This window comes from Aldersonia kunmingensis, assembly GCF_001646865.1.
Taxonomy (GTDB): Bacteria; Actinomycetota; Actinomycetes; order Mycobacteriales; family Mycobacteriaceae; genus Aldersonia; species Aldersonia kunmingensis.
Map to the genome: position 1 here is coordinate 45,105 of NZ_LRRB01000251.1, position 24,243 is coordinate 69,347.

General features: G+C 65.3%; 27 protein-coding genes and 4 tRNA genes. 3 read left to right on the forward strand and 28 right to left on the reverse strand.

What is annotated here, in order from left to right; all coding sequences use genetic code 11:
- Nucleotides 1–25: 25 nt before the first annotated feature.
- The 11 genes from A8G08_RS19640 to rplJ form a co-directional block, all read right to left on the reverse strand.
- Complete coding sequence (locus A8G08_RS19640) at nt 26–1,273, reverse strand: MCE family protein (protein WP_068277977.1); 1,248 nt, start codon at nt 1,271–1,273, stop codon at nt 26–28.
- Nucleotides 1,270–2,493 carry an MCE family protein gene (locus tag A8G08_RS19645; RefSeq protein WP_068277979.1) on the reverse strand — a complete coding sequence of 408 codons (1,224 nt, stop codon included), beginning with the start codon at nt 2,491–2,493 and terminating at the stop codon, nt 1,270–1,272. Before A8G08_RS19645 ends, A8G08_RS19640 begins: the two co-directional genes overlap by 4 nt.
- Nucleotides 2,490–3,758, reverse strand: coding sequence for an MCE family protein (locus A8G08_RS19650; RefSeq protein ID WP_068277981.1), 1,269 nt, complete (start codon nt 3,756–3,758; stop codon nt 2,490–2,492). Before A8G08_RS19650 ends, A8G08_RS19645 begins: the two co-directional genes overlap by 4 nt.
- Complete coding sequence (locus tag A8G08_RS19655; RefSeq protein ID WP_068277983.1) at nt 3,758–4,765, reverse strand: MCE family protein; 1,008 nt, start codon at nt 4,763–4,765, stop codon at nt 3,758–3,760. The genes A8G08_RS19650 and A8G08_RS19655 overlap by 1 nt, the downstream gene beginning before the upstream one ends.
- A complete protein-coding gene (locus A8G08_RS19660) occupies nt 4,765–5,829 on the reverse strand; it encodes an MCE family protein (protein ID WP_068278070.1) in 1,065 nt (354 codons plus the stop codon). Before A8G08_RS19660 ends, A8G08_RS19655 begins: the two co-directional genes overlap by 1 nt.
- Nucleotides 5,826–7,145: an MCE family protein gene (locus A8G08_RS19665; RefSeq protein ID WP_068277984.1), complete on the reverse strand. Its 1,320-nt coding sequence runs from the start codon at nt 7,143–7,145 to the stop codon at nt 5,826–5,828. The genes A8G08_RS19660 and A8G08_RS19665 overlap by 4 nt, the downstream gene beginning before the upstream one ends.
- The gene (locus A8G08_RS19670; protein WP_068277985.1) at nt 7,142–8,002 is read right to left on the reverse strand and encodes an MlaE family ABC transporter permease; all 861 of its coding nucleotides are present in this window, start codon (nt 8,000–8,002) and stop codon (nt 7,142–7,144) included. The genes A8G08_RS19665 and A8G08_RS19670 overlap by 4 nt, the downstream gene beginning before the upstream one ends.
- Nucleotides 8,003–8,006: 4 nt before the next feature.
- Nucleotides 8,007–8,804 carry an MlaE family ABC transporter permease gene (locus A8G08_RS19675; protein WP_068277988.1) on the reverse strand — a complete coding sequence of 266 codons (798 nt, stop codon included), beginning with the start codon at nt 8,802–8,804 and terminating at the stop codon, nt 8,007–8,009.
- Between the two features lie 4 nt (nt 8,805–8,808).
- Nucleotides 8,809–9,867 (reverse strand): ABC transporter ATP-binding protein, encoded by a 1,059-nt coding sequence (locus A8G08_RS19680; RefSeq protein WP_068278071.1) that lies wholly within the window; start codon nt 9,865–9,867, stop codon nt 8,809–8,811.
- Nucleotides 9,868–10,181: 314 nt separating this feature from the next.
- Nucleotides 10,182–10,568: a 50S ribosomal protein L7/L12 gene (gene rplL, locus A8G08_RS19685; RefSeq protein WP_068277991.1), complete on the reverse strand. Its 387-nt coding sequence runs from the start codon at nt 10,566–10,568 to the stop codon at nt 10,182–10,184.
- Nucleotides 10,569–10,642: 74 nt separating this feature from the next.
- Nucleotides 10,643–11,176 carry a 50S ribosomal protein L10 gene (gene rplJ / locus A8G08_RS19690; protein WP_068277995.1) on the reverse strand — a complete coding sequence of 178 codons (534 nt, stop codon included), beginning with the start codon at nt 11,174–11,176 and terminating at the stop codon, nt 10,643–10,645.
- A 323-nt stretch (nt 11,177–11,499) separates the two neighbouring features.
- Between rplJ and A8G08_RS19695 the strand changes: the two genes are divergently transcribed.
- Complete coding sequence (locus A8G08_RS19695) at nt 11,500–12,411, forward strand: alpha/beta fold hydrolase (protein WP_068277996.1); 912 nt, start codon at nt 11,500–11,502, stop codon at nt 12,409–12,411.
- 66 nt (nt 12,412–12,477) lie between these two features.
- Here the strand turns inward: A8G08_RS19695 and rplA are convergent, their stop codons facing one another.
- From rplA to A8G08_RS19745, 10 genes are all read right to left on the reverse strand, one after another.
- On the reverse strand, nt 12,478–13,194 hold the full coding sequence (rplA, locus tag A8G08_RS19700; protein WP_068277997.1) for a 50S ribosomal protein L1: 717 nt from the start codon (nt 13,192–13,194) through the stop codon (nt 12,478–12,480).
- A 78-nt stretch (nt 13,195–13,272) separates the two neighbouring features.
- Complete coding sequence (gene rplK / locus A8G08_RS19705) at nt 13,273–13,707, reverse strand: 50S ribosomal protein L11 (RefSeq protein WP_068278000.1); 435 nt, start codon at nt 13,705–13,707, stop codon at nt 13,273–13,275.
- 73 nt (nt 13,708–13,780) lie between these two features.
- Nucleotides 13,781–14,641, reverse strand: coding sequence for a transcription termination/antitermination protein NusG (gene nusG / locus A8G08_RS19710; protein ID WP_068278003.1), 861 nt, complete (start codon nt 14,639–14,641; stop codon nt 13,781–13,783).
- 92 nt (nt 14,642–14,733) lie between these two features.
- A complete protein-coding gene (secE, locus tag A8G08_RS19715) occupies nt 14,734–15,156 on the reverse strand; it encodes a preprotein translocase subunit SecE (RefSeq protein ID WP_068278006.1) in 423 nt (140 codons plus the stop codon).
- A gap of 30 nt (nt 15,157–15,186) precedes the next feature.
- Nucleotides 15,187–15,259 (reverse strand) — tRNA-Trp (locus A8G08_RS19720).
- A 191-nt stretch (nt 15,260–15,450) separates the two neighbouring features.
- Nucleotides 15,451–16,440 (reverse strand): fused (3R)-hydroxyacyl-ACP dehydratase subunits HadA/HadB, encoded by a 990-nt coding sequence (locus A8G08_RS19725; protein ID WP_157108680.1) that lies wholly within the window; start codon nt 16,438–16,440, stop codon nt 15,451–15,453.
- 135 nt (nt 16,441–16,575) lie between these two features.
- Nucleotides 16,576–16,743, reverse strand: coding sequence for a 50S ribosomal protein L33 (gene rpmG / locus A8G08_RS19730; RefSeq protein ID WP_068278012.1), 168 nt, complete (start codon nt 16,741–16,743; stop codon nt 16,576–16,578).
- A 77-nt stretch (nt 16,744–16,820) separates the two neighbouring features.
- Nucleotides 16,821–16,893 (reverse strand) — tRNA-Met (locus A8G08_RS19735).
- Nucleotides 16,894–16,936: 43 nt separating this feature from the next.
- Nucleotides 16,937–17,009: transfer RNA gene (locus A8G08_RS19740), tRNA-Thr, on the reverse strand.
- Nucleotides 17,010–17,199: 190 nt separating this feature from the next.
- Nucleotides 17,200–17,282 (reverse strand) — tRNA-Tyr (locus A8G08_RS19745).
- A 290-nt stretch (nt 17,283–17,572) separates the two neighbouring features.
- Here A8G08_RS19745 and A8G08_RS19750 point away from each other — a divergent pair.
- Nucleotides 17,573–18,064, forward strand: a complete 492-nt coding sequence (locus A8G08_RS19750; protein WP_068278013.1) for a YajQ family cyclic di-GMP-binding protein — start codon at nt 17,573–17,575, stop codon at nt 18,062–18,064.
- A gap of 13 nt (nt 18,065–18,077) precedes the next feature.
- Here A8G08_RS19750 and A8G08_RS19755 read toward each other — a convergent pair whose 3' ends face one another.
- The 3 genes from A8G08_RS19755 to A8G08_RS19765 form a co-directional block, all read right to left on the reverse strand.
- A complete protein-coding gene (locus A8G08_RS19755; RefSeq protein ID WP_169823337.1) occupies nt 18,078–18,776 on the reverse strand; it encodes a class I SAM-dependent methyltransferase in 699 nt (232 codons plus the stop codon).
- Nucleotides 18,777–18,887: 111 nt separating this feature from the next.
- Complete coding sequence (htpX, locus tag A8G08_RS19760) at nt 18,888–19,754, reverse strand: zinc metalloprotease HtpX (protein ID WP_068278017.1); 867 nt, start codon at nt 19,752–19,754, stop codon at nt 18,888–18,890.
- A 69-nt stretch (nt 19,755–19,823) separates the two neighbouring features.
- Nucleotides 19,824–20,831: a polyprenyl synthetase family protein gene (locus A8G08_RS19765; RefSeq protein WP_068278020.1), complete on the reverse strand. Its 1,008-nt coding sequence runs from the start codon at nt 20,829–20,831 to the stop codon at nt 19,824–19,826.
- A 119-nt stretch (nt 20,832–20,950) separates the two neighbouring features.
- Here A8G08_RS19765 and A8G08_RS19770 point away from each other — a divergent pair, with 119 nt between their 5' ends.
- Entirely contained in the window at nt 20,951–22,213 is a 1,263-nt protein-coding gene (locus A8G08_RS19770) for a geranylgeranyl reductase family protein (RefSeq protein WP_068278025.1), read from the forward strand.
- Nucleotides 22,214–22,229: 16 nt separating this feature from the next.
- Here A8G08_RS19770 and A8G08_RS19775 read toward each other — a convergent pair whose 3' ends face one another.
- From A8G08_RS19775 to A8G08_RS19790, 4 genes are read right to left on the reverse strand one after another with little or no spacing between them, the layout of a single operon-like run.
- Nucleotides 22,230–22,628, reverse strand: a complete 399-nt coding sequence (locus tag A8G08_RS19775) for a VOC family protein (protein WP_068278027.1) — start codon at nt 22,626–22,628, stop codon at nt 22,230–22,232.
- 31 nt (nt 22,629–22,659) lie between these two features.
- Nucleotides 22,660–23,073: an arsenate reductase ArsC gene (locus tag A8G08_RS19780; RefSeq protein ID WP_068278030.1), complete on the reverse strand. Its 414-nt coding sequence runs from the start codon at nt 23,071–23,073 to the stop codon at nt 22,660–22,662.
- Between the two features lie 5 nt (nt 23,074–23,078).
- On the reverse strand, nt 23,079–23,864 hold the full coding sequence (locus tag A8G08_RS19785; RefSeq protein WP_068278032.1) for an MIP/aquaporin family protein: 786 nt from the start codon (nt 23,862–23,864) through the stop codon (nt 23,079–23,081).
- Entirely contained in the window at nt 23,861–24,223 is a 363-nt protein-coding gene (locus A8G08_RS19790; RefSeq protein WP_068278034.1) for an ArsR/SmtB family transcription factor, read from the reverse strand. The genes A8G08_RS19785 and A8G08_RS19790 overlap by 4 nt, the downstream gene beginning before the upstream one ends.
- Nucleotides 24,224–24,243 lie beyond the last annotated feature (20 nt).

Here is a 24,243-nt window from a genome sequence, read left to right on the forward strand (position 1 = left end):
AGTCGGTTCGGCGCTACGCGGCCGCTCACCGCGGCACAACGCCGAGCAACACCGCGAGCTGTTCCGCTGCCGGGCTGAGGTTCAGCGTGTCCGGCATCGTCTTCGGGTTGTCGTCCCAGGGCTGCGGCACGGTCGGGTCCGTGTAGATCGAGCGCGCCCCACCACGCACCGACGTCGGATTGCCTTGCGGCACCTTGCATCCGGCCTTGGTGTTGAACGGGAAGTTGTCCTGCGTGTCGTCGAAGTCCGGGTTCTGTTCCTTCAGCTTGCGGAGCTCCTCGTAGGTGCTCTCGTAGCCGCGGGTACAGGCGATCGGGTTGTTCGTCTCGAGCACGATGCCGAAGTGCGTCGTACCGTCGCCGGGCACCGTTGACGAACCACCGATGGAGAGTCCGGGCAGCAGCTGCAGTATCGGCTTGAGGTTGAACGACTTCGGCGCCACTTCCTTCAGCAGCACATTCAGGTTCGTGAGGTCCTGCGTGAGGGCGGGACCGCTCTCCTCGATGAGCGTGCCGGCCTGGTCGCTGAAATCGGTACCCGTAGCGATCAGGCGCCGGATATCGGGATCGCTCGCCCGCAGCTGAGCGGTGACCTTGTCCAACCCGTCGGCGTACGCGCGGATGGCGTCGGCCTGTTCGGCCTGGGTCTCGAGCACGATCTGGCCGTCCCGGATCAGCTGCAGCGTCTCGGGCAGCGCCTCGATCCCGGTCTCGGTGAAGCTGTTCAGCGAGTCGACCAGAATCTGCAGGTCGTCACCCTTGCCGTTGAACGCCGTGCCGAGTTCCGTGATCGTCGTGCGCAGCTCTTCGAGCGGCACCGACTGCGCGAAGGTATCGACACTGCGGACGACATCCTCAACGGGCATCGGAGTCGTCACGTCCTGCGCGGAGATGACCGACCCGTCCTCGAGGTAGGGGCCCTCGTCGGTGTCCGGCTGCAGATCCAGGTACTGCTCACCGATCGCCGACCGGTTCGCGACCACGGCCTTCGCCGACGCCGGGATCTTCGGGCCGCCGCTGTCGAGCAACGCGTCCACGACGAGTCCGTCATCGGTGAGGCGCATATCCCCCACGCGTCCGACGCCGACACCGCGGTAGGTGACCTCGGCCTCGGGGTAGAGCCCGCCGGCCGTGGTCATCTCGACCTTGACCGTGTACTGCCCGAAGCCGAGCAGGTTGTCCATCCGCACGTAGCGCGCACCGACGTAGACGACCCCGAGGACCGCGACCACCACGAAGGCGACCAACTGCCATCGAACGAGTCTCGACCTCATTGGCCGCCACCCCCCAACTTCTCGAGGATCGAACCGAGCGGATCGAGCGGCGAAGGCACCGGAGCACCGGCGGGCACGATCGGGGGCAGCGGAACGAGCGAGATGGTCGGCCAGCCCGGGTACGGCCCATTGCCGTTGTAGTACGGGTTGGCCGGATTGATATTCGGCTGCGGACCGACCGGCGGCACGTACACCGGGTCAGGCTTGCCGACACCGAGGTTGCTCAGCGTCGTGCCGATCTGCAGATCCACCGACAACCAGGTATTCACCTGGCCACCGATCGCGGCCGGGAGCACCGAGTCCGGGAACGGATACGTGGGAATCAACGGGAACGCGGTCACCAGATCCGGTGCCGCTGCACCGAGCGCCTGCAGCGTCGGCCGCAGTGCCCGCAGATCGGTGATCAGGTCGTCCTTGGACGTGTTGACCACGTCGTAGCCAACCTCGCCGAGCCTGTCGAGCTGGGCCAGGAGCCCGATGAACTGCGGCCGCTGCTCCTCGAGAATTTGCACGCCCTTGGGCAATTCGTCCAGGACGCCCGCGATCTCCTCGGTCTGTTCGGCCACCCGGGTGCTGAGCACATCGAGCCCGTCGAGCGCGCGGGTGATCGAGTCGACCTCTTGATTGAGCCCATCGATAAGCGTGTTGGCCTGTTCGAGCAGCGAGCGCACGCGCGGCTCGCGACCGCCGAGCGCCTTGTTCAACTCCACGACGATCGGCTGCAACTGGGCGACGCCGCCGCCGTTGAGCAGCAGCGACAACGCGCCGAGCACTTGCTCGATCTCGGTGGCATGGCTGGTGCGCTCGATGCCGATGGTGGCACCGCTCTCGAGCTGCTCGGGAGAGGGATCCGCCTCCGGCGCAGCCAGGTCGATGTACTTCTCACCGAGCAGGTTGGTCTGCTTGATCCGCGCGACCGCATTGGCCGGCAGGTCAATGTCGTTCTTCACCTCGGTGTCGACCGTCGCGGTCCACCCATCGCCGCCGATCGCGATGTCCGTGACACGGCCGACCGCGACACCGTTGACTTTCACGGCGGATTCCGGAACCAGGTCCAGGACGTCATCGAAGTCCATCTTGATGTGCATCGGATCCGAACCGACGTCTGGCCCGCCGGGCAGCGGAAGGCTGTAGATGCCACCGGAGCAACCGGTCGCTACCGAGGCGAGGACGCATCCGCCGAGGGCGAGGGAGGTAACGCGGAGACGGGTGCGCTTCACTGTCCTCCCTCTTCCTGCTCGGACGGCGCGACACCGTCGGTCTGGCGCGGCGACGGGTTGCCCGGGACGGTTCCCGGCACCGGATTGGCCTGCTGGTTCTCCTTGCTGAGAATGCCGAAGGGCAGGTTCAGCGTCGGCGACTTGACGCCCGCCGCGAGCTGCTCGGTGACGGCGAAGCACGCGTCCACGACCGGGCGGTAGGTCCTACCGAGTTCTTCGAACACCGGGTCGCCCGGCTTGAGCTTGCCCACCTCGAGCAGCTTGCAGAACAGGCTGAACGGCTCGGCGATCTCGGGGATGTTGGCGCGCATGTCGAGAGTTCCCGACTCCGCGTCGTGCACATTGACCAGGTTGCTCAGCGCCACCGGAAGCACCGGCAGTGCCGCGGCAACGTTGTCGGCCTGGTTCGCCAGCGTCTGCGTGAGCGCGGTGAGCGCCTCCGCATTGCCCTGGATCTGGGCGCGGTTGTCGTTGACGAACCGCGCGACATCGCCGAGGGAGATCGAAAGCAGGTTCAGCGCCTCGCCGAGGTTCTGCCGCTCGCCGGCCAGGAACGTGCTGATATCCGCGAGCTGCGCGTTGAATTCGCGCACCTGCGAATCGTTCTCGGCGAGCATGCTGACGAATACCTGCAGGTTCTTGATCGTGTCGAAGATGTCGCCACGCGCATCGGACAGGTACCGCGACGCGCGCGACAGCTGAGTGATGCTGGCGCCCAACGCTTGTCCGTTGTTTTCGAGGTTGGCCGAACTCACCGTGAGCAGGTCGGACACGGCGCCGTTGGCGTTGGCCCCGTTCGGGCCGAGGTCATTGGACAGCTTCGCGATACTCGCGTACAGCTCATCGACCTCGACCGGAGTCGCGGTGTTCTCGCGCGTGATCGTCGCGTCGCGACCCATCTTCTCGCCACCGGTGTACGGCGGCGCGATCTGGATGTAGCGGTCGGCCACGACCGACGGCGTGATCTGCATGGCCTTGGCATCGACCGGGATGTCGTAGCCGCGATCGACACTCATGACGACCTTGACCTGATCACCCTGCGGTTCGACCTTGTCGACCGAGCCGACCGGGACACCGAGGATCCGCACCTCCGAGCCCTCATAGATGCCGACCGACCGATCGAAGTACGCGGTGATCTTGGTGGTGGTGAACCGGTTGTAAAGCATCCAGCCCACACTGGCCACGATCACGGCCGCGATGACGATCAGCGTGATCGGCAGCCACCGGCGGTTGCGCTCGCTCGTCGAAGTGCTCTGCTCGCTCATCAGTGACCCCCGATCCCGGTGCGAAGCGGCGGGCGGTCGGGAAGTAGCGAGTTCGGCAGGCCCGGCGGAACGAGGTTGACCACGACCGCGTCGAACCACCGACCGTTGCCGAGCACGTCGGCGTAGATGCCGTAGAACGGCGCCGCCAACTCGAGCGTCTTGTTCACGTTGTCCAGGTTGTCGTTGAGGATGTTCACCACGGCCTGCAGGTTTTCCAGCGTCGGCCGGATCTGCTCCTCGTTGTCGCGCACGAACGCCGAAAGCTCCGCGCTGACGCGCTTGGTGCCGTCCAGCAGGAGCGCGATCGACTGCTGCCGGTTGTTCAGCTCCGCGAGCAATTGGCCACCGTTCGCCAGCAGCTTCTCGAACTCGGCACTGCGGTCGGCGAGGACCTGCGTCGTCTGCTTGGTCGCGGCGAACAGCTTTTTCAGTTCCTGATCGCGCTTGGCGAGCGTCTCCGACAGCCGAGCGACGCCGTCGAAGGACGCACGGATATCGGCCGGGGTGTCGGTGAACGCATCCGCGAGCACCTCCATGCTTTCGGCCAGCTGGGTGGTGTCGATCTCGCCGATGGTGGACGCGGCGGCGCTGAAGGCCTCGATCACGTCGTACGGCGACGTGGTGCGGGCCAACGGAATCGTGTCGCCAGGGCTCAGCGTGTCGTCTCCGCGTGGGTCGAGCGACATGTACTTCAAGCCGAGCACCGACTTGATCTCGATCGCGGCGGTGGTCTCGTCGCCGACCCACGCATTGCGCGTGTTGAAGTCGACCAGCACCTTGTCACCGTCGAGTCGAACGTCGGACACCTTGCCGACCTTCACACCGGCGATCCGGACCTCAGCGCCTTGGCGCAGGCCGGCGGCCTCCTTGAACTCCGCGGTGAACTTCGTGCTCGCGCCGATGATCGGCAACGAGTCGAGAAAGAACATCGACACCGTCACCAGCAACACCATGAACAGACCGATGGCGCCGAGTGCGACTGGGCCCCTACGACTTTGCGTGATCATCACTCACCGTCCTGGTTACACCGGGGCGCGGCGTTCTGATAGATCGCGGCATTCAGGGTGGGGATTCCGGTGGGCAGGTTCAGCTGCGGCGCATCCTGCGCGCCGCCACCGACCACGAGATCGATACCGCACAGGTAGAACTGGAACCACGACCCGTAGCTACCCACCCGGCCAAGGCTCTCCATCTTGATCGGCAGGTTGGCAAGCGCGACGTTGACCTCGTCGCTGCGCTTGTTCAATTCGCCGGTGACCTGGTTCAGGCCCGCAATCGATCCCTGCAGCGACGGCCGGGTCGGCTCGAGCAGATCGGCGGTCGCGTCGGTCAGGTTCGCGAGCGAAGTCACTGCGCTGCCGATCGTGCCGCGGTCGCGGGCAAGGCCCTCGACAAGCTGGCTGGTCTTGACGAGCAGATCGCTCAGCTGATCGTCGCGCGCGTTGACGGTCTCGAGGATGACGTTCAGGTTGTTGACCACATCACCGATGACGGCGTCCTTGTCGGCGATCTTGTTGGTCAGGTTCGCGGTGTCGCGCACCAGGTCTGTGATCGTGCCGCGCTCGCCTTGGAAGACCTGAATGATCTCGAACGAGAGCTTGTTCACGTCCTCGGCGGACAGCGTTTGGAACAGCGGCCGGAAGCCGTTGAACAGCGTGGTGAGGTTGACCGCGGACTTGGTGTGCTCCAGCGGAATGGTGCCGCCGTCGGACAGCTTGAAACCCTGCTGCCCCGAGCCCTGGTCGAGCGCGATGTATCGCTGGCCGACCAGGTTGCGGAACCGGATCGCGGCCGTCGTGCTGGCCGGCAACCAGTCGCGATCACTGAGCTCGAACTCGACCTCGGCCTCGCGCTTCTCGGCGACCTCGATCTTGGTCACCTTGCCGACACGCACACCCGCGATACGGACCTCATCGCCCTCGTTGAGGGAGGTTACATCGGCAAATCGCGCCTTGAACGAAGTACCGCCGCCGCCGAAGTTCGCGATCGACACGAACAGGATGCCGGTGAAGAAGAGCGTCACCACGGCGAAGATGATCAGCTTCACCAAGGGGCCGGTCAGACCTCTCATCGAACGCTCACCTCCTTCCCGCGCAGCGCCGGTGCACCGATTGCCGTTGTCCATTCCGGAATGTCTTCCGGTGCTACCCCACTCGCGACGCCATACACCGTGGACAGACTTGCCCGCTCGAGCGGCGAACCGATCGAGGTCGTATGCATCGCCTTGAACTGCGGGATCGGGTACATGGTCGGGTCCGCGCCCGGGTTACGGGTCGGCGGCTGGTACGAACCGTCGTTGATCGAGCCGCCCGGGTACTGGCCCGGGTCGACACCGAGCGGTGGCTCGGGTTCACACCATGGCCCGCGTGTATCGAACCAGCGCGGCTCGTCCTGGTTGGGCAGGTAGCGCCCCCGCGGGTTGGTCAGCTCGATCGTTACGTGCGGGCCGCGGTAGGGCGTACCGACACCCATCAGCTCATCGATTCGCGGCGACAGCTGCGCGAAGTTGTGCAGCGTGCAGGGGAAGCTCGGCGAATAGGTGGCCAGCAGGGTCAAGGCCTCTTCCGAGTCGGCCGCGATCGAGACGATGTTGTCCCGGTTGGCCGCAAGGAAGTCGGTCACCGTTGGCGCCGTCTGCGTCAGGCTCGCGATCAGCACGTCGACCTGCGGGCGGCGCTGAACGATCGTCGCGTTGGTCGTGCGCAGGTTGTTCAGCGCACTGACCAGCTGCGGCGCGGCATCGGCGTAGGTCTCGGTGAACGTCGCGAAATCCTGGATCGCCGACTGCAGTGCCGGCATCTCGGTGTTGACCTCGCGGAAGATCGTCTCGAGCCGGTCGATGGTGATGCCGAGCTGCTCGCCGCGCCCCTCGAGCGCCTGCGCGAGCGCGCTCAGCGTGACGGAAAGATCCTGCGGCGGCACAGCCTCCAGCAGCGGAAGGACGCTGTCGAGCAGCTTCCCGACCTCGACGGCGTTGCCGCTGACATCCTGCATGACCGTGTCGCCCGCGGCGATCGGCTCGCCACTGGGCTCGGCGGGCACAACGAGATCGACGTAGCGCTCGCCGAACAGCGTCTTGGGCAGCAGTCGCGCCGTCACGTTGGACGGAATCTCCGACACCTGGCCGGGCTCCAGCGCGAGCACCGACTTGACCTGCTCGCCCTGCGGCTCGGCCGAGCGCACCTCACCGACGAGGACCCCGCGCATCTTGACGTCGGCGTACTGCGGCAACGCGTTGCCGACGCTGTCGGTGATCATGTCGACCTTGACGACCTCTTTGAAGCTTTTGTTGTACATCGAGATCGTGAGCCAGATGAAAAGCGCAACAACGAGGAAGAACGCGATACCGAAGATGCGCCGGGTGAAAGCGGACCCAGATCTGATCATCCGGCCACCCGCACCGTCGTGGTCGTGCCCCAGATCGCGAGGCTGAGGAAGAAGTCCAGCACGTTGATCACCACGATCGCGGCACGCACCGCGCGGCCAACGGCCACGCCGACACCGGCCGGACCGCCGGTGGCATGGAAGCCGTAGTAGCAGTGGATCAGGATGATCACGAACGCGAAGATGAGCACCTTCGCGAACGAATAGAGCACGTCCTGCGGGGGCAGGAACAAGTTGAAGTAGTGGTCGTAGGACCCAGTCGATTGGCCGTTGAACCAGGTGTTCACCAACCGCGAGGCCAGGAACGCCGAGAGCAGGCCGACAATATACAGCGGGATCACCGCGATGAATCCGGCAATCACGCGGGTAGAGACCAGGAACGGCACGCTGGGCACCGCCATGACCTCGAGCGCGTCAATCTCCTCGGAGATACGCATCGCGCCGAGCTGCGCGGTGAAACCACACCCGACGGTGGCCGACAACGCCAACGCCGCGACCAGCGGCGCGAGCTCACGGGTGTTGGCGTACGCGGTGATGAAGCCGGTGAGCACAGAGCTACCAAGCTGATCCAGGGCAGCGAAGCCCTGCAGGCCGACGACCACGCCGACCGCACCTGACATCAGCAGGATGACGCCGACGGTGCCGCCGATGACGGCGAGCGCGCCGCTGCCGAAAGTGACCTCGGCGAGCAGGCGAAGCGTTTCCTTGCGGTAGTGCTGCAGCGTGCGCGGCATCCAGGCGATGGCGCGCGTGTAGAACGACATCTGCTCGCCAGCGCGGTCGACCACATTGAGCGGTATCCGCGCGACATTTCGGGCACGAGCGAGGGTCCGGTCGTAGCGACCGTGCGCAATTGTCATCGCGTCAGGCCCCCTTGGGCGGAACGATCTGCAGGTAGACCAGCGTCAGGATGAGGTTCGCGAAGAACAGCACCAGGAACGTGATCACGACCGACTGGTTCACCGCTTCGCCGACGCCCTTGGGGCCGGGATTGGGGTGCAGACCCTTGTAGCACGCGATGACGCCCGCGATGAGACCGAAAATCGCCGCCTTGAGTTCACCGACGTAGAGGTCGGGCAGCTGAGCAAGTGCGGAGAACGAGGACAGGTAGGCACCCGGCGTTCCGTCCTGCATGAAGACGTTGAAGAAGTAGCCGCCGGCGATACCAACGACCGACACGAGACCGTTGAGCAGGATCGCGACAAGCACCATGCCGATCACCCGCGGCACGACCAGGCGCTGGATCGGATCGATGCCGAGCACCTGCATCGCGTCGATCTCCTCGCGGATGGTCCGCGAGCCCAGATCTGCCGCAACAGCGGAGCCGGCGGCACCGGCGATCAACAACGCAGTGACGACGGGCGCGGCCTGCTGCACGGTGGCCAACACGCTCACCGCGCCGGTGAACGACTCCGCGCCGAGCTGCTTGATCAGCGAACCGGTCTGCAGCGAGACGACGGCGCCGAACGGGATCGCGACGAGCGCGGTCGGCAGGATCGAGACGCTCGCGATGAACCACGACTGCTCGATGAACTCGCGCCACTGGAATGGCCGCACGAAAAGCTTGCGGAACACGTCGACGAAGAGCTCGAAAATATTGCCCGCCTGAGCGAGACCGCCGTTGATCGGTCTCATCAGCCTGGACTGGGCTTTACTTGCCATTCGGCTACCGGCCCGCAGCGGCGGAGACGACCGGAATCACCTCGGTATCCGGGTCACCGGTGTAGTACGTGCCGGCGTCCTCGGACTCTTCAAGGCTGACCTGGATCGCGGCCTGAGCCTCTGCGGGCAGGGTGTGCATGATTTCTCGTACCCGCTCGCGGCGCCGCGCCACCGCTTTGCGCTCGGGCATTCCGGGGGTCGCGCGGATCTGCGGGATGATGCCTGTGATTTCCTCGGCGCCGCCGTCGGAGTGGCCGGCGTCGACCATCGCCTGCTCCTGGGCGATCTGGGCGTCGTCCTTCTCCTCGGACATACCGATGGGGCCGAGACGGCGGCCGTTGATGAACTGCCGCACGACCGGCTCATCGCTGGTGAGCAGCACCTCACGGGGACCCATCATGACCAGCCCGCGGCGGAACAGCATGCCGATGTTGTCCGGCACCGTGCGCGCCAGCGAAATGTTGTGCGTGACGATCAGGATCGTGGCATCGATCTGCGCGTTGATATCGATCAACAGCTGCGACAGGTACGCGGTACGCACCGGGTCCAGACCCGAGTCCGGCTCGTCGACGAGGATGATCTGGGGATCGAGCACGAGCGCCCGCGCCAGGCCGGCGCGCTTACGCATACCGCCGGAGATCTCGCCCGGGAGCTTGTTCTCGGCCCCGATGAGGCCGGTGAGATCCAGCTTCTCCATGACGATCTGGCGGATCTCGGACTCGGACTTCTTGGTGTGCTCACGCAGCGGGAAGGCGACATTGTCGTAAAGGTCCATCGAGCCGAACAGAGCGCCGTCCTGGAACAGCACACCGAACAGCTTGCGGATCTCGTAGAGCTCCTTGTGCGAGCACTGGGTGATGTCCACACCGTCGATGAAGATCGAGCCCTCTTCGGGCTTCAGGAGACCGATCAACGACTTCAGGAACACGGACTTACCCGTACCGGACGGGCCAAGCAGCGCGGACACCTCACCGGACGGCAATGTCAGGGACACGTCCTGCCAGATCGTCTGCGACCCGAATCGCTTCGTGACACCCCGCGTGCTGACTTCGACGCCCACTATTCCTCCGCCCGATTCAGCCCACTTGAGCTGCAACGAATCCTTACCCCCGGTATGGTTCGCGTCACTCTAGCGTATGGCCGTGCCGTTCGTCGCCGTCGGCACTACCGATGAGTAACTTTGTGCGGACGGTTTGTTCGACCACGATCACCCCGGGGTTCGGACAGAACTTACTTCAAAGTAAAAGTTCCAGACAATTGGGGGTCTCCCCTCGAACAGCTGGGCTTACGACCAAAAACGACAGGGTGGCTCCCTTACGGGAACCACCCTGCCGTTCATGCAGTACCGCAGCTCGGCGCGTTGCGCCGAGGCGAGGACTACTTGATGGTGATCTGGGCGCCAGCGGCTTCCAGCTTCTCCTTGGCGGCCTCGGCGGCGTCCTTGGCCACCTTCTCCAGGATCGCCTTCGGCGCACCCTCGACGAGGTCCTTGGCTTCCTTCAGGCCGAGGCCCGCAACGATCTCGCGGACGACCTTGATGACCTGGATCTTCTTGTCGCCGGCACCCTCGAGGATGACGTCGAACTCGTCCTGCTCTTCGGCAGCGTCGGCGGCGGCCGGAGCGGCACCCGCGGCGGCAACGGCAACCGGGGCAGCAGCGGTGACCTCGAAGGTCTCCTCGAATGCCTTCACGAACTCCGAGAGCTCGAGCAGGGTCAGTTCCTTGAACGCGTCGAGCAGCTCGTCAGTGCTGAGCTTCGCCATGGTGGCGGTCCTTCCTTTAAGTCCCTGTCAGCGATCCGCGACCGGGATGGGTTTGGTGATGCGCTTGGTGCGGATCAGCTTTCGGTGGCGCCCTCGGACGCCTTCTTCTCCTGCAGCGCGGCGGCCAGGCGGGCCACCTGCGAGGCGGGAGCATTGAACAGGCCTGCGGCCTTTGCCAAGTTGCCCTTCATCGCGCCGGCGAGCTTGGCCAACAGGATTTCGCGGGACTCGAGGTCCGCGATCTTGTTGACCTCGTCCACGGACAGCGCGCGGCCGTCCATGTAGCCGCCCTTGATGACGAGTGCCTTGTTGTCCTTCGCGAAGGTCTTGATCGCCTTCGCTGCGTCGACCGGCTCGCCCGCGATGAACGCAATGGCGGTCGGACCGACGAACAGATCTTCGAGGCCCTCGACGCCAGCCTCAACGGCTGCGCGCTTGACAAGGGTGTTCTTGGCGACGGAGTAAGTAGCGCCGGCACCGAGTGCCCGACGCAGCTCGGTGATCTTGCCGACCGACAGACCACGGTATTCCGTGACCACAGCAGCCGTCGAACCCTTGAACTGCTCAGCGATCTCCGCAACCGCGGTGACCTTTTCAGCCTTTGCCATACTTCGCCTCCTCTCTTGACGGTCTGGTCCGGTGAAGGACCATTGCTCCACTTGCGGACCGGAAGGAAGGCGGAAAAAACAAACGCCCCGGGCGCAGGGCACACCGGGGCTTACGAGATACAACGCCGCATTGCGGGCAATATCCCTACCTCGATCAACCTGCGTGGGCCGCCGGAAACTTCCGGACCTTCAACCGCGCAAGCGCGGTAACCAACGGTCTTGGGTAGAACGTGATTGGGTTGGCGTCCGATAAACGAACACCGCGAGACAGCATAGCGGCAACCTGGGCGAACTGCCAAAACGAGCCGTGTAGAACTAACCCCATGACCCTTCCCGACATCCGACGCGGTACTGCCCCGGCGAACGGGCTCGAGTTCGCCTACGAGGATATGGGCGATCCCGGCAACCCACCCGTCCTGTTGATCATGGGCTTCAGCGCGCAGTTGACGCTATGGCCCGACGAGTTCTGCGCGGCCCTCGTCGACGGCGGCTACCGGGTCATCCGGTTCGACAACCGCGATATCGGGCTGTCCAGCAAACTTGACGGTGTTCGGGTGGATGGCGCGCTATGGCGCCGGCTGGCGAAATTCCAACTGGGACGGGCGAGTTCGGTGCCGTACACCCTGCACGACATGGCCAAGGACACCGTCGGCCTGCTCGATCACCTCGGCATCGACTCCGCCCATATCGTCGGCGCGTCGATGGGCGGCATGATCGCGCAGATCTTTGCCGCCGAGTATGCGGATCGCGTGCGGACCCTCGGCATCGTCTTCTCCAGCACCAACCAGCCGCTGCTGCCGCCGCCCGCCCCGGCGGCGCTGAAAGCACTGCTTGCCAGCCCCGGCGCGAACCCGACCCGTGATCAGGTGATCGCGCAATCGGTGCGTGCTCGCAAGGTCATCGGCAGCCCGCGGTACCCCGAGTCCGACGATCTGGTGAGCGCGGACGCCGCACGTGATTACGACCGCAGCTACTACCCCGCCGGTGTGGTACGCCAATTCGCCGCGGTGAGCGGCACCGGCAGTCTGCTCGACTACTCCCGACGGATCGGCTCCCCCACCGTCGTCATCCACGGCAAGGAAGACCCGCTGATCCGCCCGGCGGGCGGGCGAGCCGTTGCCAAGGCGGTCAAGGGATCCCGGCTGCACATGATCGATGGCATGGGCCACGATCTGCCCGCGCCGCTGATCCCTGAGATCACGGGTGAGCTGCTGAAGAACTTCGCGCTCGGCTGACCACAGCAAGAACGACGAGGGCCGACACGGAAAGTCCGTGCCGGCCCTCGTCGTTGGTGCGGGTGCCTACTCTGCAGCCTCTTCGAGAAGGTTGCGGGTACGGTTCGGGTCCACCGGGATGCCCGGTCCGGTGGTGGTCGAAACCGTGATCTTCTTGACGTAGCGGCCCTTGGCGGTGGACGGCTTCGCACGCAGGATCTCGTCCAGTGCGGCGCCGTAGTTCTCCACCAGCTTCGCCTCGTCGAACGACGCCTTGCCGATCACGAAGTGCAGGTTGGCGTGCTTATCAACGCGGAAGTTGATCTTGCCGCCCTTGATGTCGTTGACCGCCTTGGCAACGTCGGTGGTGACGGTGCCGGTCTTCGGGTTCGGCATCAGACCGCGCGGGCCAAGGACACGCGCGATGCGGCCGACCTTGGCCATCTGGTCAGGGGTAGCGATTGCGGCGTCGAAGTCGAGCCAACCGCCCTGGATCCGCTCGATCAGGTCCTCGGCGCCGACGGCGTCCGCGCCGGCAGCCTCGGCCTCGGCGGCCTTCTCGCCCGCGGCGAACACGATCACGCGAGCCGTCTTACCGGTGCCGTGCGGCAGGTTGACGGTGCCGCGGACCATCTGGTCCGCCTTGCGGGGATCGACGCCGAGACGAACGGCGACCTCGACGGTCGCGTCCATCTTGGTCGAGCCGGTGTCCTTCGCGAGGCGAGCCGCCTCGAGCGGGGAGTGGAGCTTGTTGATATCGACCTTCTCGGCCGCTGCGCGATAAGCCTTGCTGCGCTTTGCCATGTTGTGCTGTCCGTTCTAGTTGGTTCAGATGTGGTTATCGGGCCTGGCCGGCCCTCCCACAGGTGGAGCTGAGTTGACTCAGGCCTCGACCGTGATGCCCATCGAGCGTGCGGTACCGGCGATGATCTTCGCGGCCTGCTCGATGTCGTTCGCGTTGAGGTCTTCTGCCTTGGTCTTGGCGATTTCGCGCACCTGATCCATGGTCACCTTGCCGACCTTGGTCTTGTGCGGCTCGCCGGAGCCCTTCTGCAGGCCGGCGGCCTTGAGCAGCAGCCGTGCGGCGGGCGGAGTCTTCAGCTTGAAGTCGAAAGTGCGGTCTTCGTAAACCGAGATCTCGACCGGAATGACGTTGCCACGCTGCGACTCGGTCGCCGCGTTGTACGCCTTGCAGAACTCCATGATGTTGACGCCGTGCTGACCGAGCGCCGGACCCACCGGAGGGGCGGGGTTCGCCTGGCCGGCCTGGATCTGAAGCTTGATGATCCCGGCGAGCTTCTTCTTCTTGGGGGGCATCTTTCGTTTCCTAGGTTTGTTGCTGGTTCTTGCGGATGGCAAGTTCGGGTTCACGGCGCTGGCGCCGCGACGGTTAGATCTTCGCGACCTGAGTGAAGGCCAGCTCGACCGGTGTTTCACGGCCGAAGATCGACACGAGCACCTTGAGCTTCTGCTGCTCGGCGTTGACCTCGCTGATGCTGGCGGGCAGCGTCGCGAACGGACCGTCCATGACGGTCACGGATTCCCCAACCTCGAAGTCGACCTCGATGGCCGGCTTCGCGGTGAGCTCGGTGGCGCCCTCGCCGGACGCCGCGGCGGCAGCCGCAGGCTTCTTCTGTGCCGACTCCGGCATCAGGAACTTGATGACCTCGTTGATGGTCAGCGGGGTCGGACGCTGGGTCAGACCGCCGGAGGCCTGGGTGCTGGCCGTCGCGCCGACGAAGCCGGTGACACCCGGCGTGTTGCGCACAGCGCCCCACGAGTCGTTGTTGAGCTCCATACGAACGAGGATGTAGCCCGGCAGCACCTTGCGCTTGACCTGCTTGCGCTGGCCGTTCTTGATCTCGGTGACCTGCTCCGTGGGCACCTCGATCTGGAAGATGTAGTCGCCCACATCGAGGTTCTGCACGCGGTTCTCGAGGTTGGACTTCACCTTGTTCTCGTAACCGGCGTACGAGTGGATCACGTACCAGTCGCCCGGCTGGAGCCGCATCTTCGCCTTGAACTCGGCGACTTCGTCGATGGGCGCTTCGTCGGCAGCCTCGGCGGGCGCCTCATCAGCAGTCTCGGCAGCAACCTCGGAGGCTTCGTCGGATACGTCGGCCGCCTCCGCGGCCACGTCGGTATCCTCCGGCGCCGCGTCAGCGTCCACGTTCTCGTCGGCAGAACCCTCGATGGCCGCGGCGTCCTGCGCCACGGCCTCGTCCAGTTCGCCGTTCTCCGGGGTGCTCACTTGGCACTCGCTCCTCGTGTCGTCAACGTGCATCTCGGGGCGCGCGCTGCGCGCCACGTTGTGTGCGGCCGGTTTGTGGGTTCACCCACCGTCTAGCCGAACAACCATTCGACGCCCTTGATGAACGCCACATCCAGTCCGCCGATGAAAGCGACCATCACGACCACGAACACCAGCACCACGCTCGTGTAGGTGATCATCTGCTTGCGGTTCGGCCAGATCACCTTGCGCAGCTCGGCAACGACCTCGCGCAGGAACTTGCGCAACCGCTTGAACGGGTTGCCACGGCCCTCGGTGTTGGCCGACTTCTTCGCCGACTGCGTCTTCTTGTCGGCATCCGATCCCGCCGACGAGGATCGCGGCGCGACAGCAACCGAACCGTCATCACGGGTCCGACGGCTCGTCCGCTTCCCAGTCGGCCGGGCGACCGAGGATTCGGAACTTCCGTTCGCGTCGGCGTCGTTCCGGCGGTTGCCGGTCGAGCCACCGTCGAGCGTGTCGCGCTCGTCGCTCACTTCGATCCTCTCAGTCGCTGGCATCAAGGGCAGGGGCGACAGGACTTGAACCTGCAACCTGCGGTTTTGGAGACCGCTGCTCTGCCAGTTGAGCTACGCCCCTTCGGCTGGGCCATTCGTTTCGGATTTCTCCGATGCCCCAGCCACTCTGCGATCACACAACACGCGCGCCACCCCTCGACCCGGAGCAGGCCGGTCGGGCAGCGCGCAGCGCTGGTTGACCCCAGAAACTTTAGTGTACGTTACCTGCCGCGCCGGACCGAAATCGCGGTGTCACGCACGCCATACCGCCCGTCATGCCAGCTGAACGGCGGCGGTGGCTCGACCGAAAATCTTCTTGCCGTCCGACTTCGCCACGATCGCGATGACCGCGGTGCGGGTCTCCGGATCGAGCGACTTGACCCGTCCGGTGAACTCGACTTCGGCGGCCTTGTGCGGATCGACCTTCACAGGAGCGGTGAACCGCACGCTGTAGTCCTTGACCGCGCCCGGGTCGCCGAGCCAGCCGGAAATGAAGCCGGCGCCGAGACCCATGGTGAGCATGCCGTGGGCGACGCAGTTGTCGAGTCCGGCAAGCTTCGCGATATCGTCACTCCAGTGGATCGGGTTCGCGTCGCCCGAAACTCCGCCGTAGTTCACCAGATCTCCGCGGGTGAGTCGCACGGTGCGGGGAGTCAGCTCATCGCCCTGCGAAACACTCTCGAAGGTGCGGACCAGTCCGGTGACCTTCGGCGCAGCCGGAGTCTTCGGCTCGACGAACGGCTTCGGACCACCGATCGGCTGCGGCTCCGGTGCCTCGGCGCCGACGCCGTGCATGACGACATCCTCGACGGCGTGCGCAATGTTCTCATCGACATCGCCACCGGTACGCCCGATCAGCGTCGTCCAAGTGGTCTGCACCAGTTCGTCGTTCTGATCGGTGACGATGTTCTTGGTGACCATGATGTCGGTGCCGGCGGCCTGCCGGAACGAATCGAGGTAGACGTCGCAGGTGAGCTGGTCGCCCACCTGGATCGGCTTGTGGAACTCGAGCACCTGATCGGTCTGCATGATCTGGCTCAGGTCGTAGCCGGTGATGATGTTCTCGAACATCTTGCGCTGGGCAAGAATGCCGACCAGGGAGATAAAGGTCAGCGGTGCGAGCAGGCCGGAATAACCATGTTCAACGGCGATGTTCTCGTCCCAGTGCAGCGGGTGGTAATCCTGCACTGCGCGGGCATACTCGCGGACCTTCTCGCGGCCGACCTCGTAATGGTCTTCGACGCGGTAATGATGACCCACCATTGCCAACGCGTGCGCCGCCGGATCGCTGGGATCGGCGGCGGTCTGCACGTCGTCTGAAACGCTGCTGTTCACTTGAAGAATCCTCTTAACTAACCCGCGAGACCTGAACGAACTCGTCGGGTCCGTCGCGTGGGATCAGCGAGATTCGCGGTGCGCCCGGTGAGTACCGCAGTTCGGGCAGAACTTCTTCAGCTCGAGCCGGTCCGGGTCGTTGCGACGGTTCTTCTTCGTGATGTAGTTGCGGTGCTTGCACACCTCGCAGGCCAAGGTGATCTTGGGCCGCACATCGGTGGAGGATGCCACGACACGCCTTCTTTCGCCTCTACTGATCGGCCCGGGCATTCGGTGCCGGTGGGCGATCGGGGGTATCTAGTCTCTTGTAGCGATGGCCGGACTTGAACCGGCGACACAACGATTATGAGTCGTTTGCTCTACCGACTGAGCTACATCGCCTTGCCCTTCTCGGCGCCAATCAAGACGGCACCTCAATCCAGCGAGCCCCCTAACGGAATCGAACCGTTGACCTTTTCCTTACCATGGAAACGCTCTACCGACTGAGCTAAGGGGGCATGGCTACGCTCGCACCTAGTTCGGTTCAACCCGTCCTGGGATGCGTTCGAAGCCTTCAGAAGGTTACACAGACCGAGGCCTGCACGCCAAACCGTGTGGTCAGCGCCCTTTCCGAATCCTTCCCGTGCGGCTCGCGCCGCCTGGAAAGTGAGAACCCCGGGTGCCTTGTGGCGACCCGGGGTCTCGTTGTGGCAGATGTAGGATTCGAACCTACGTAGGCATAAGCCGACGGATTTACAGTCCGCTCCCATTGGCCGCTCGGGCAATCTGCCGTTCGCGCGAATTTCGCGGGTTTCCCGCCGCTTCGACGCGCAGAGAAGAATACAACGAACCTGCACCCACGATGCAAACCGCGTGGTAGAAGCACCGGAGCGCAGCTTGCGGAACGACCCAGAAGTACCTGAGCGCAGCTTGCGGAACGACCGAGAAGCACCGGAGCGCAGTCTGCGGAGTGCGCATAAATGCTGCGCGTCGGCTTGCTAGCGTCGTTTCACACGCCGATGCCACGCCCGGCCGGGCCACGCATCGGGACCCGAAGACAACCGATTTGCGAGGAGTTGTTGTGGCCGATTCGTCGTTCGATGTGGTGAGCAAGGTCGACCGCCAGGAGGTCGACAATGCCCTCAACCAGGCAGCGAAGGAGCTGACCCAGCGCTACGACTTCCGCGGTACCGGCGCCGGGATCGAATGGTCCGGCGAAGAGGCGATCGTCATCACCGCGGACTCCGAGGACCGGGTCAACGCCGCCCTCGAGGTGTTCAAGGAGAAGCTGATCCGCCGCGACATCTCGCTGAAGGCATTCGATGCCGGCGAGCCCGCCGCCTCGGGAAAGGTGTTCAAAGTCACCGGGTCGCTGGTCCAGGGCATCTCCTCGGAGAACGCGAAGAAGATCTCCAAGAAGATCCGCGACGAGGGCCCCAAGGGCGTCAAGGCGCAGGTCCAGGGCGAGGAGCTGCGGGTCAGCAGCAAGAAGCGCGACGATCTACAGGCCGTGATCTCGCTGCTCAAGGGCGAGGACTTCGGTATCGCGCTGCAGTTCGTCAACTACCGCTGACGAACGTCGGATCTCAGCGCAGCGTGCCGACGAGCACCAGGCTGCGCCCGAGTCCGAGACGTTCCTGAGTCGCGGTCCAGCGCTCGTCGCCGAGCACGCGGCGCAGCGAACCGTTGACCGGGCGGCTGTGCAGTACGCGCAGCCAGCCCCGGTCACCGCCGGGGGCGCACGTACGAATCGGCTCCAGCGCGAAGTACGGCTCGAACAGCTCCATCAGCCGCGCCCTGGTGGGCCAATTACGGATCTGCCCGGGCCCCGGCGGGCGCAGGAAACTCGTGCGATTCCAGATCGTCGGGTTCTGCGTCGTGAGCACAACAACTCCCCCCGGGCGCAGCAGTTCTGCGATCCGGGCAACGAATCGTTGCTGGTCGGGGACGTGCGCGACGGTCTCCAGGGAAACGATCGCGTCGTAGCCGCCAGGCAGGTCGAGGGCGACGAAGTCACCCGCTTGCCAGGTGATCTCCGGGTGCCTACGGCCCAACTCCGCGATCGGCTCGGTCGGTAGGTCGACGCCTGTGGCGTCGCCACGGGTCGCGAGCCGGGTGGTCAGCCAGCCTGTTCCGCAGCCGATATCGAGAGTGCGCGGATCCGGGCGGGCAAGCCGATCGATCGCGTCGAGAACATGGTGAGCGCGGCGTTCGTTGTCCTTGTTGACTTCCCACTCCACCGAGTCCTGGACCCACTGGGTCCAGAAATCGTGTTGGGCGTTCATGGTCGGCTCGTTCGACGACATGTTCGGGTTATCGCTCAGCAACCACTGAATGTCACACCTGACGAGCCACCGGTCTCAGATCGCCGTCGCCGGCAATCATTCGGCGACCGATCAGTGCATCCCTGCCATGCGTTCGAGCCGCTCGATCCGCTCGGCCATCGGCGGATGTGTGGAGAACATCCGGCCCACGCGGTCACCTGCGCGGAACGGATTGGCGATCATCAGGTGCGACTGGGAGGCGAGCTTCGGCTCCGGTGGGAGCGGCGCGGCCTGGGTGCCACGTTCGAGTTTGCGCAGCGCGGAGGCCAGCGCGAGCGGGTCACCGGTCAGCTCGGCGCCGGACTGGTCGGCCTGGTACTCGCGCGACCGGGACACCGCGAGCCGAATCAGGGTCGCCGCGATCGGGCCGAGTAGCGAGACGAGCAGGATCGCGAGCGGATTGCCGCCCTCGCGGTTGCCGCCGAAGACACTGGCGAAGAAGGCCATATTGGCCAGACCCGAGATCACAGCCGCGAGCGTGCCCGCTACCGACGAGATGAGGATGTCGCGGTTGTACACATGCGAGAGCTCGTGCCCGAGCACCGCGCGCAGCTCACGTTCGTCGAGGATCTGCAGGATGCCGCTGGTGCAGCACACCGCGGCGTGACGAGGATTGCGGCCGGTGGCGAAGGCATTCGGCGCGTTCGTAGGGCTGACGTAGAGCCGCGGCATCGGTTGGCGCGCAGTCGTCGCGAGTTCACGAACGATCCGATAGATAACCGGCGCTTCCAGCTCGGTCACCGGCTGGGCGTGCATAGCGCGCAGGGCGAGCTTGTCGCTGTTGAAGTACGCGTAGGCGTTCATCGCCACAGCGAGCCCCACGGAGATCCAGAGGATCAATGGACTGTTGAAGAGGGCGCCGATGAACACGATGAGCGCCGACATACCGACCAGCAACACGAACGTCTTGGCGCCGTTCGCGAACCCGTGACCGTGCATGACCTCTCCTGCCCTACTCCCCTGTCACTGTGCCAACGACTCCGTTGTGGGGTGTAGTTCCCTTCGGCGTCAGCCGACCCGCTCGATCGTGTAGCGGGTCAGCCTGGCCAGCGCATCGTTCGCCGGTCCCGCCGGCAGCTTCGCGAGCGTCTCGTGGGCACGATCGGCGAAGCCCTCGAGCCGCTGCTTCGCACGCACCATGCCCTGCGAGGCATCGAGCAGCGCCAGCGCCTCGGCGAGGTCCTCATCCGAGGTCACCGGGCCTGCGAGCAGTTCCCGCAGCCGATCGCCGTCGGAGCCTTCCTCGCGCAGTGCGTAGAGAACGGGCAGCGTGTGCACGCCCTCGCGCAGGTCCGTGCCCGGCGTCTTGCCGGACTGCTCGGAGACCGAGGAGATGTCGATGATGTCGTCGGAGATCTGGAATGCGGTGCCCACGATGCTGCCGAGTTCCTCGAGGAGCGCCACATGTTGCGGTTCGGCGTTCGAGAACGTGCCGCCGAATCGGCCCGAGGCCGCGATGAGCGAGCCGGTCTTCTCCCACACCACCTTCAGGTAGTGCTCGACCGGATCGGTTTCCTGCTTGACCCCGACGGTTTCGCGCATCTGGCCGGTGACCAACTGGGCGAACGTTTCAGCGATGATGCGCACTGCCTCGGGTCCCAGAGTGGAGACCAGGCGGGAGGCGTGGGCGAAGAGGTAGTCGCCGGCCAGGATGGCGACGCTGTTGCTCCAACGGGAGTTCGCGCTCGGGGCGCCGCGGCGCATGCTCGCCTCGTCCATCACGTCGTCGTGATAGAGCGTGGCCAGGTGCACAAGTTCAACGACGGTCGCGGCCGTGACGATGTCCGGCGACGTCGGGTTCGGGCCGAGCTGCGCAGTCAACACGGTGAACAGCGGACGGAACCGCTTTCCGCCCGCGTTGACCAGGTGCAACGCGGCCTCGGTGAGAAAGTCCTCGCCCTCGGAAAGCTCGGCGATCATCAGCTTCTCGACCTCGGCCAGACCGTCACGGACCGCCGCCGCCAGCTCCGGGTCACCAAGATCGATGCCCGCCACCGTCGTGTTGTCGTCGCTCACGCTGGATGTGCCCGTCTCTTCTCGCGCCAAAGCGTTCCAAACCACCCTAAGAACCTAGCCGGTCGGTGTGCTGCGCGGCGCGTCGCCATGATCACTGGGCCGTGCGGAAAGATGGAGGCGTGCCTGCCCACGATCCGCAATCCGCCGACATCGCCCGCATCCCCGCGGCCACCGACGTGCTCGTCGTCGGTGCGGGCCCTGCCGGATCGGCGGCTGCGGCCTGGGCCGCGCGGCGCGGCCACGAGGTCGTACTCATCGACGCCGCGGCGTTCCCAAGGGACAAGACTTGTGGCGACGGGCTCACGCCTCGCGCGGTGGGCGAACTCGACCGGCTCGGCCTCGGCGACTGGGTGCGCTCCAGGGCGGTGAATCGGGGACTGAAGCTCGCTGGGTTCGGTCATACACAGGTGATTCCCTGGCCGGGCGGTGTTCTACCAACCGTCGGCAGTGCCGTTGCCCGCACCGAACTCGACGATCGAATCCGGACGGTTGCCGTCGAGGCCGGTGCGACCGCAGTGCACGCGAAGGCGGTGTCGGTCAAGCGCGCCGATGCGCGGGTCGAGTCGGTCACCGTGCAGACGCCGGCAGGTGGACAGACCATCACGTGCCGCACCCTGATCGTCGCGGACGGCGTTCGGTCGCCCATCGGCAAGCAACTCGGCCGAACCTGGCATCGCGACAGCGCCTACGGCGTCGCGGCCCGCGCGTACGCGAAGACAGAGCGCAGCACCGAAGAGTGGATCAGCTCCGATCTGGAGTTGCGTGATACCGAGGGAGGGTTGCAGCCCGGGTACGGCTGGGTGTTCCCGCTGGCGAACGGCGAGGTGAACATCGGCGTCGGGTCGCTGGCGACGCTGAAGCGCCCCGCCGATGTCGCGCTGCGGCCGCTGCTCGAGCAGTACACCCGGCTTCGCACCGACGACTGGCAGTTCGAGGGGCCGCTGCGCGCGGTGTCTTCGGCGCTGTTGCCGATGGGCGGCGCGGTGTCGGGAATCGCGGGGCCGAACTGGGCGCTGGTCGGCGACTCCGCGGCGTGCGTCAACCCGCTCAATGGCGAGGGCATCGACTACGGGCTCGAAGGCGGGCGAATGCTCGCCGACCTACTGGACGAGCCGGATCTGACGCTGGTCTGGCCCGAGACCCTGCGCGCGCACTACGGCCGGGCGTTCTCGGTGGCCCGCCGGATCGCGGAGGCAACCACTCATCCCCGGGTGCTGCCGATGGCCGGACCGCGCGCATTGCGATCCGCCGCGGTGATGCGGGTTGCGGTCCGGCTCATGGGCAATCTGGTCACCGACGAGGATGTCGACTTCGTCGCCCGCCTGTGGCGCGGCGCGGGCCAAGCGTCGGTGTGGACCGACCGCAGGCCGCTGTTCGCCTAGTGATCGATGGTGGCGGTCACACCAGGTTGAGCTGCCAGGTCACGCCGAACCGATCGCCCACCCAGCCGAACCGGGTGCTGAACCCGTAGTTGTCGAGCGGCATGTACACGCGGCCGCCGTCTCCGAGCCGGTCGAAAAGCCGCTCGAGCTCGGTGTCGTCCTCGCAGTCGACCCAGAGCGACACCGCCGGAGTGAACCCCCACTCGTGGTCGACCGGGCTGTCGGAACAGCTGAACTCGCCCCCGGCGATGCGGAACGTCGCAACCTTGACGGTGCCCTCGGACGGCCCCTCCCCAGCGGCCCAGCGGTCGATCGTGAGGAGATCGAAGTCGTCGAAGACGTCGCGGTAGAAATCGAGCGCGGCAGTCGCGACGCCGCCTTGGAACGTCAGGAAGGTTCGGAGTCCTCGAGTCATGGGCTCGACACTACGACCGCCAATCGGCGAACTAAGCGTTGACGATGCCCAATTCGGCGACCAGTTCGCGGACTCTGCCTTCGATCTCGTCGCGGATTCGGCGGACCGAATCGATGCCCTTGCCCGCCGGATCTTCCAGCTGCCAGTCGCGATAGTCGACCCCGGGGAACACCGGACAGGCGTCCCCGCAGCCCATGGTGATCACGAGATCAGCGGATTCCACTGCTTCGTACGCGAGCTTCTTCGGCTTCCGGTCGGCGATGTCGATGCCGACCTCCGCCATCGCGGCGACGGCGGCCGGGTTCACGTGCTCGGCGGGCTCACTGCCCGCGGAGCGGACCTGCACATGCTCACCGCCAAACGCACGGAGGAAACCCGCCGCCATTTGCGATCGGCCCGCGTTGTGAATGCAGACGAACAACACCGACGGAGCGGCTGAGGCCATGATTGTCAGTCCCTTTCGGACGAATTTGCCTGTCGGGCAGTCGAGTTGGAGGAGAGGGAAACATTCGGATCCGAGCCGTGCGGCACGACAGCATCGCCCGCCGAGGCACTCGCGTCCGGGTAGAGCACCGCAATAACGCCTAGTCCGATTGCGCCACCGATGATTTGCGCCACGATGAATGCCGGCACCGACCCGGGCGCGATACCGGCGAACGTATCGGAGAACATTCGCCCGATCGTGACTGCGGGATTGGCGAACGACGTCGACGACGTGAACCAGTAGGCGGCACCGATATACGCGCCGACGGTCGCGGCTGACAACGCGGCGCGACCAGACCGTGCGAGCGCAAAAATGACCGCGATCAACCCTGCGGTGGCGACGATTTCACCGATCACGTGGCCGGACGTGATCCGATCCTCATCGGAGATCTGGAACGCCCCGAGGTCGAACATCACGTTCGCCAGCACAGCGCCGACGACGCCGCCCGCGATCTGCGCCACCGAATAGGTGGCAACTTCCGAGGCGGCCAAGCCCGTGCCTGCGCGGCGACCCAACACCCAGTCCACGGCAGAGACGACGGGGTTGAAATGCGCCCCGGATATCGGCCCGAACAGCAGAATCAACACCGCGAGGCCGAGTGCGGTCGCAGTCGAGTTTTCCAATAGCTGCAGCCCGACATCGCCCGGCGAGAGCTGTTGGGCCGCAATACCGGAGCCAACTACGACCGTCACCAATAGCGCCGTACCGAGGAACTCGGCGATGAGCCTGCGGCCGAGCGGAATGCTGTTCACGCGTACTGCCCCGCTGTATCGAACAAGGCGGCGAGCTCCACGAATGTGTCGGGCACGACTCGGTAGTAGACCCATGAGCCGCGGCGCTCCCGATCGAGTAGACCGGCATTCCGCAGCACTTTGAGGTGATGGCTGATTGTCGGCTGCGACAGGTCGATTCCCGCCGACACATCGCACACGCAGGCTTCTTGGTTCGCGTGGCTGGCAATCGCGCTCATCAACCGCAATCGCACCGGATCGGCCAGCGCCTTCAGCTTCACCGCCAATTCACCGGCCGCCTCCGCGGACAGCGGTTCGCGGACCAGTGGGACCGCCGCGCAGCCGGACTCATCGGTCAGCTGCAATTGCTGTTTCGACATTCATCGATATTGACCGATAT

Coding starts and splice junctions, on each gene's coding strand:
- A8G08_RS19640 (WP_068277977.1), bottom strand. CDS start 1,273: ATGAGGTCGAGACTCGTTCGATGGCAGTTGGTCGCCTTCGTGGTGGTC.
- A8G08_RS19650 (WP_068277981.1), bottom strand. CDS start 3,758: ATGAGCGAGCAGAGCACTTCGACGAGCGAGCGCAACCGCCGGTGGCTG.
- A8G08_RS19655 (WP_068277983.1), bottom strand. CDS start 4,765: ATGATCACGCAAAGTCGTAGGGGCCCAGTCGCACTCGGCGCCATCGGT.
- A8G08_RS19660 (WP_068278070.1), bottom strand. CDS start 5,829: ATGAGAGGTCTGACCGGCCCCTTGGTGAAGCTGATCATCTTCGCCGTG.
- A8G08_RS19665 (WP_068277984.1), bottom strand. CDS start 7,145: ATGATCAGATCTGGGTCCGCTTTCACCCGGCGCATCTTCGGTATCGCG.
- A8G08_RS19670 (WP_068277985.1), bottom strand. CDS start 8,002: ATGACAATTGCGCACGGTCGCTACGACCGGACCCTCGCTCGTGCCCGA.
- A8G08_RS19675 (WP_068277988.1), bottom strand. CDS start 8,804: ATGGCAAGTAAAGCCCAGTCCAGGCTGATGAGACCGATCAACGGCGGT.
- rplL (WP_068277991.1), bottom strand. CDS start 10,568: ATGGCGAAGCTCAGCACTGACGAGCTGCTCGACGCGTTCAAGGAACTG.
- rplJ (WP_068277995.1), bottom strand. CDS start 11,176: ATGGCAAAGGCTGAAAAGGTCACCGCGGTTGCGGAGATCGCTGAGCAG.
- A8G08_RS19695 (WP_068277996.1), top strand. CDS start 11,500: ATGACCCTTCCCGACATCCGACGCGGTACTGCCCCGGCGAACGGGCTC.
- rplA (WP_068277997.1), bottom strand. CDS start 13,194: ATGGCAAAGCGCAGCAAGGCTTATCGCGCAGCGGCCGAGAAGGTCGAT.
- rplK (WP_068278000.1), bottom strand. CDS start 13,707: ATGCCCCCCAAGAAGAAGAAGCTCGCCGGGATCATCAAGCTTCAGATC.
- A8G08_RS19725 (WP_157108680.1), bottom strand. CDS start 16,440: ATGGTGGGTCATCATTACCGCGTCGAAGACCATTACGAGGTCGGCCGC.
- A8G08_RS19755 (WP_169823337.1), bottom strand. CDS start 18,776: ATGAACGCCCAACACGATTTCTGGACCCAGTGGGTCCAGGACTCGGTG.
- htpX (WP_068278017.1), bottom strand. CDS start 19,754: ATGCACGGTCACGGGTTCGCGAACGGCGCCAAGACGTTCGTGTTGCTG.
- A8G08_RS19775 (WP_068278027.1), bottom strand. CDS start 22,628: ATGACTCGAGGACTCCGAACCTTCCTGACGTTCCAAGGCGGCGTCGCG.
- A8G08_RS19780 (WP_068278030.1), bottom strand. CDS start 23,073: ATGGCCTCAGCCGCTCCGTCGGTGTTGTTCGTCTGCATTCACAACGCG.
- A8G08_RS19790 (WP_068278034.1), bottom strand. CDS start 24,223: ATGTCGAAACAGCAATTGCAGCTGACCGATGAGTCCGGCTGCGCGGCG.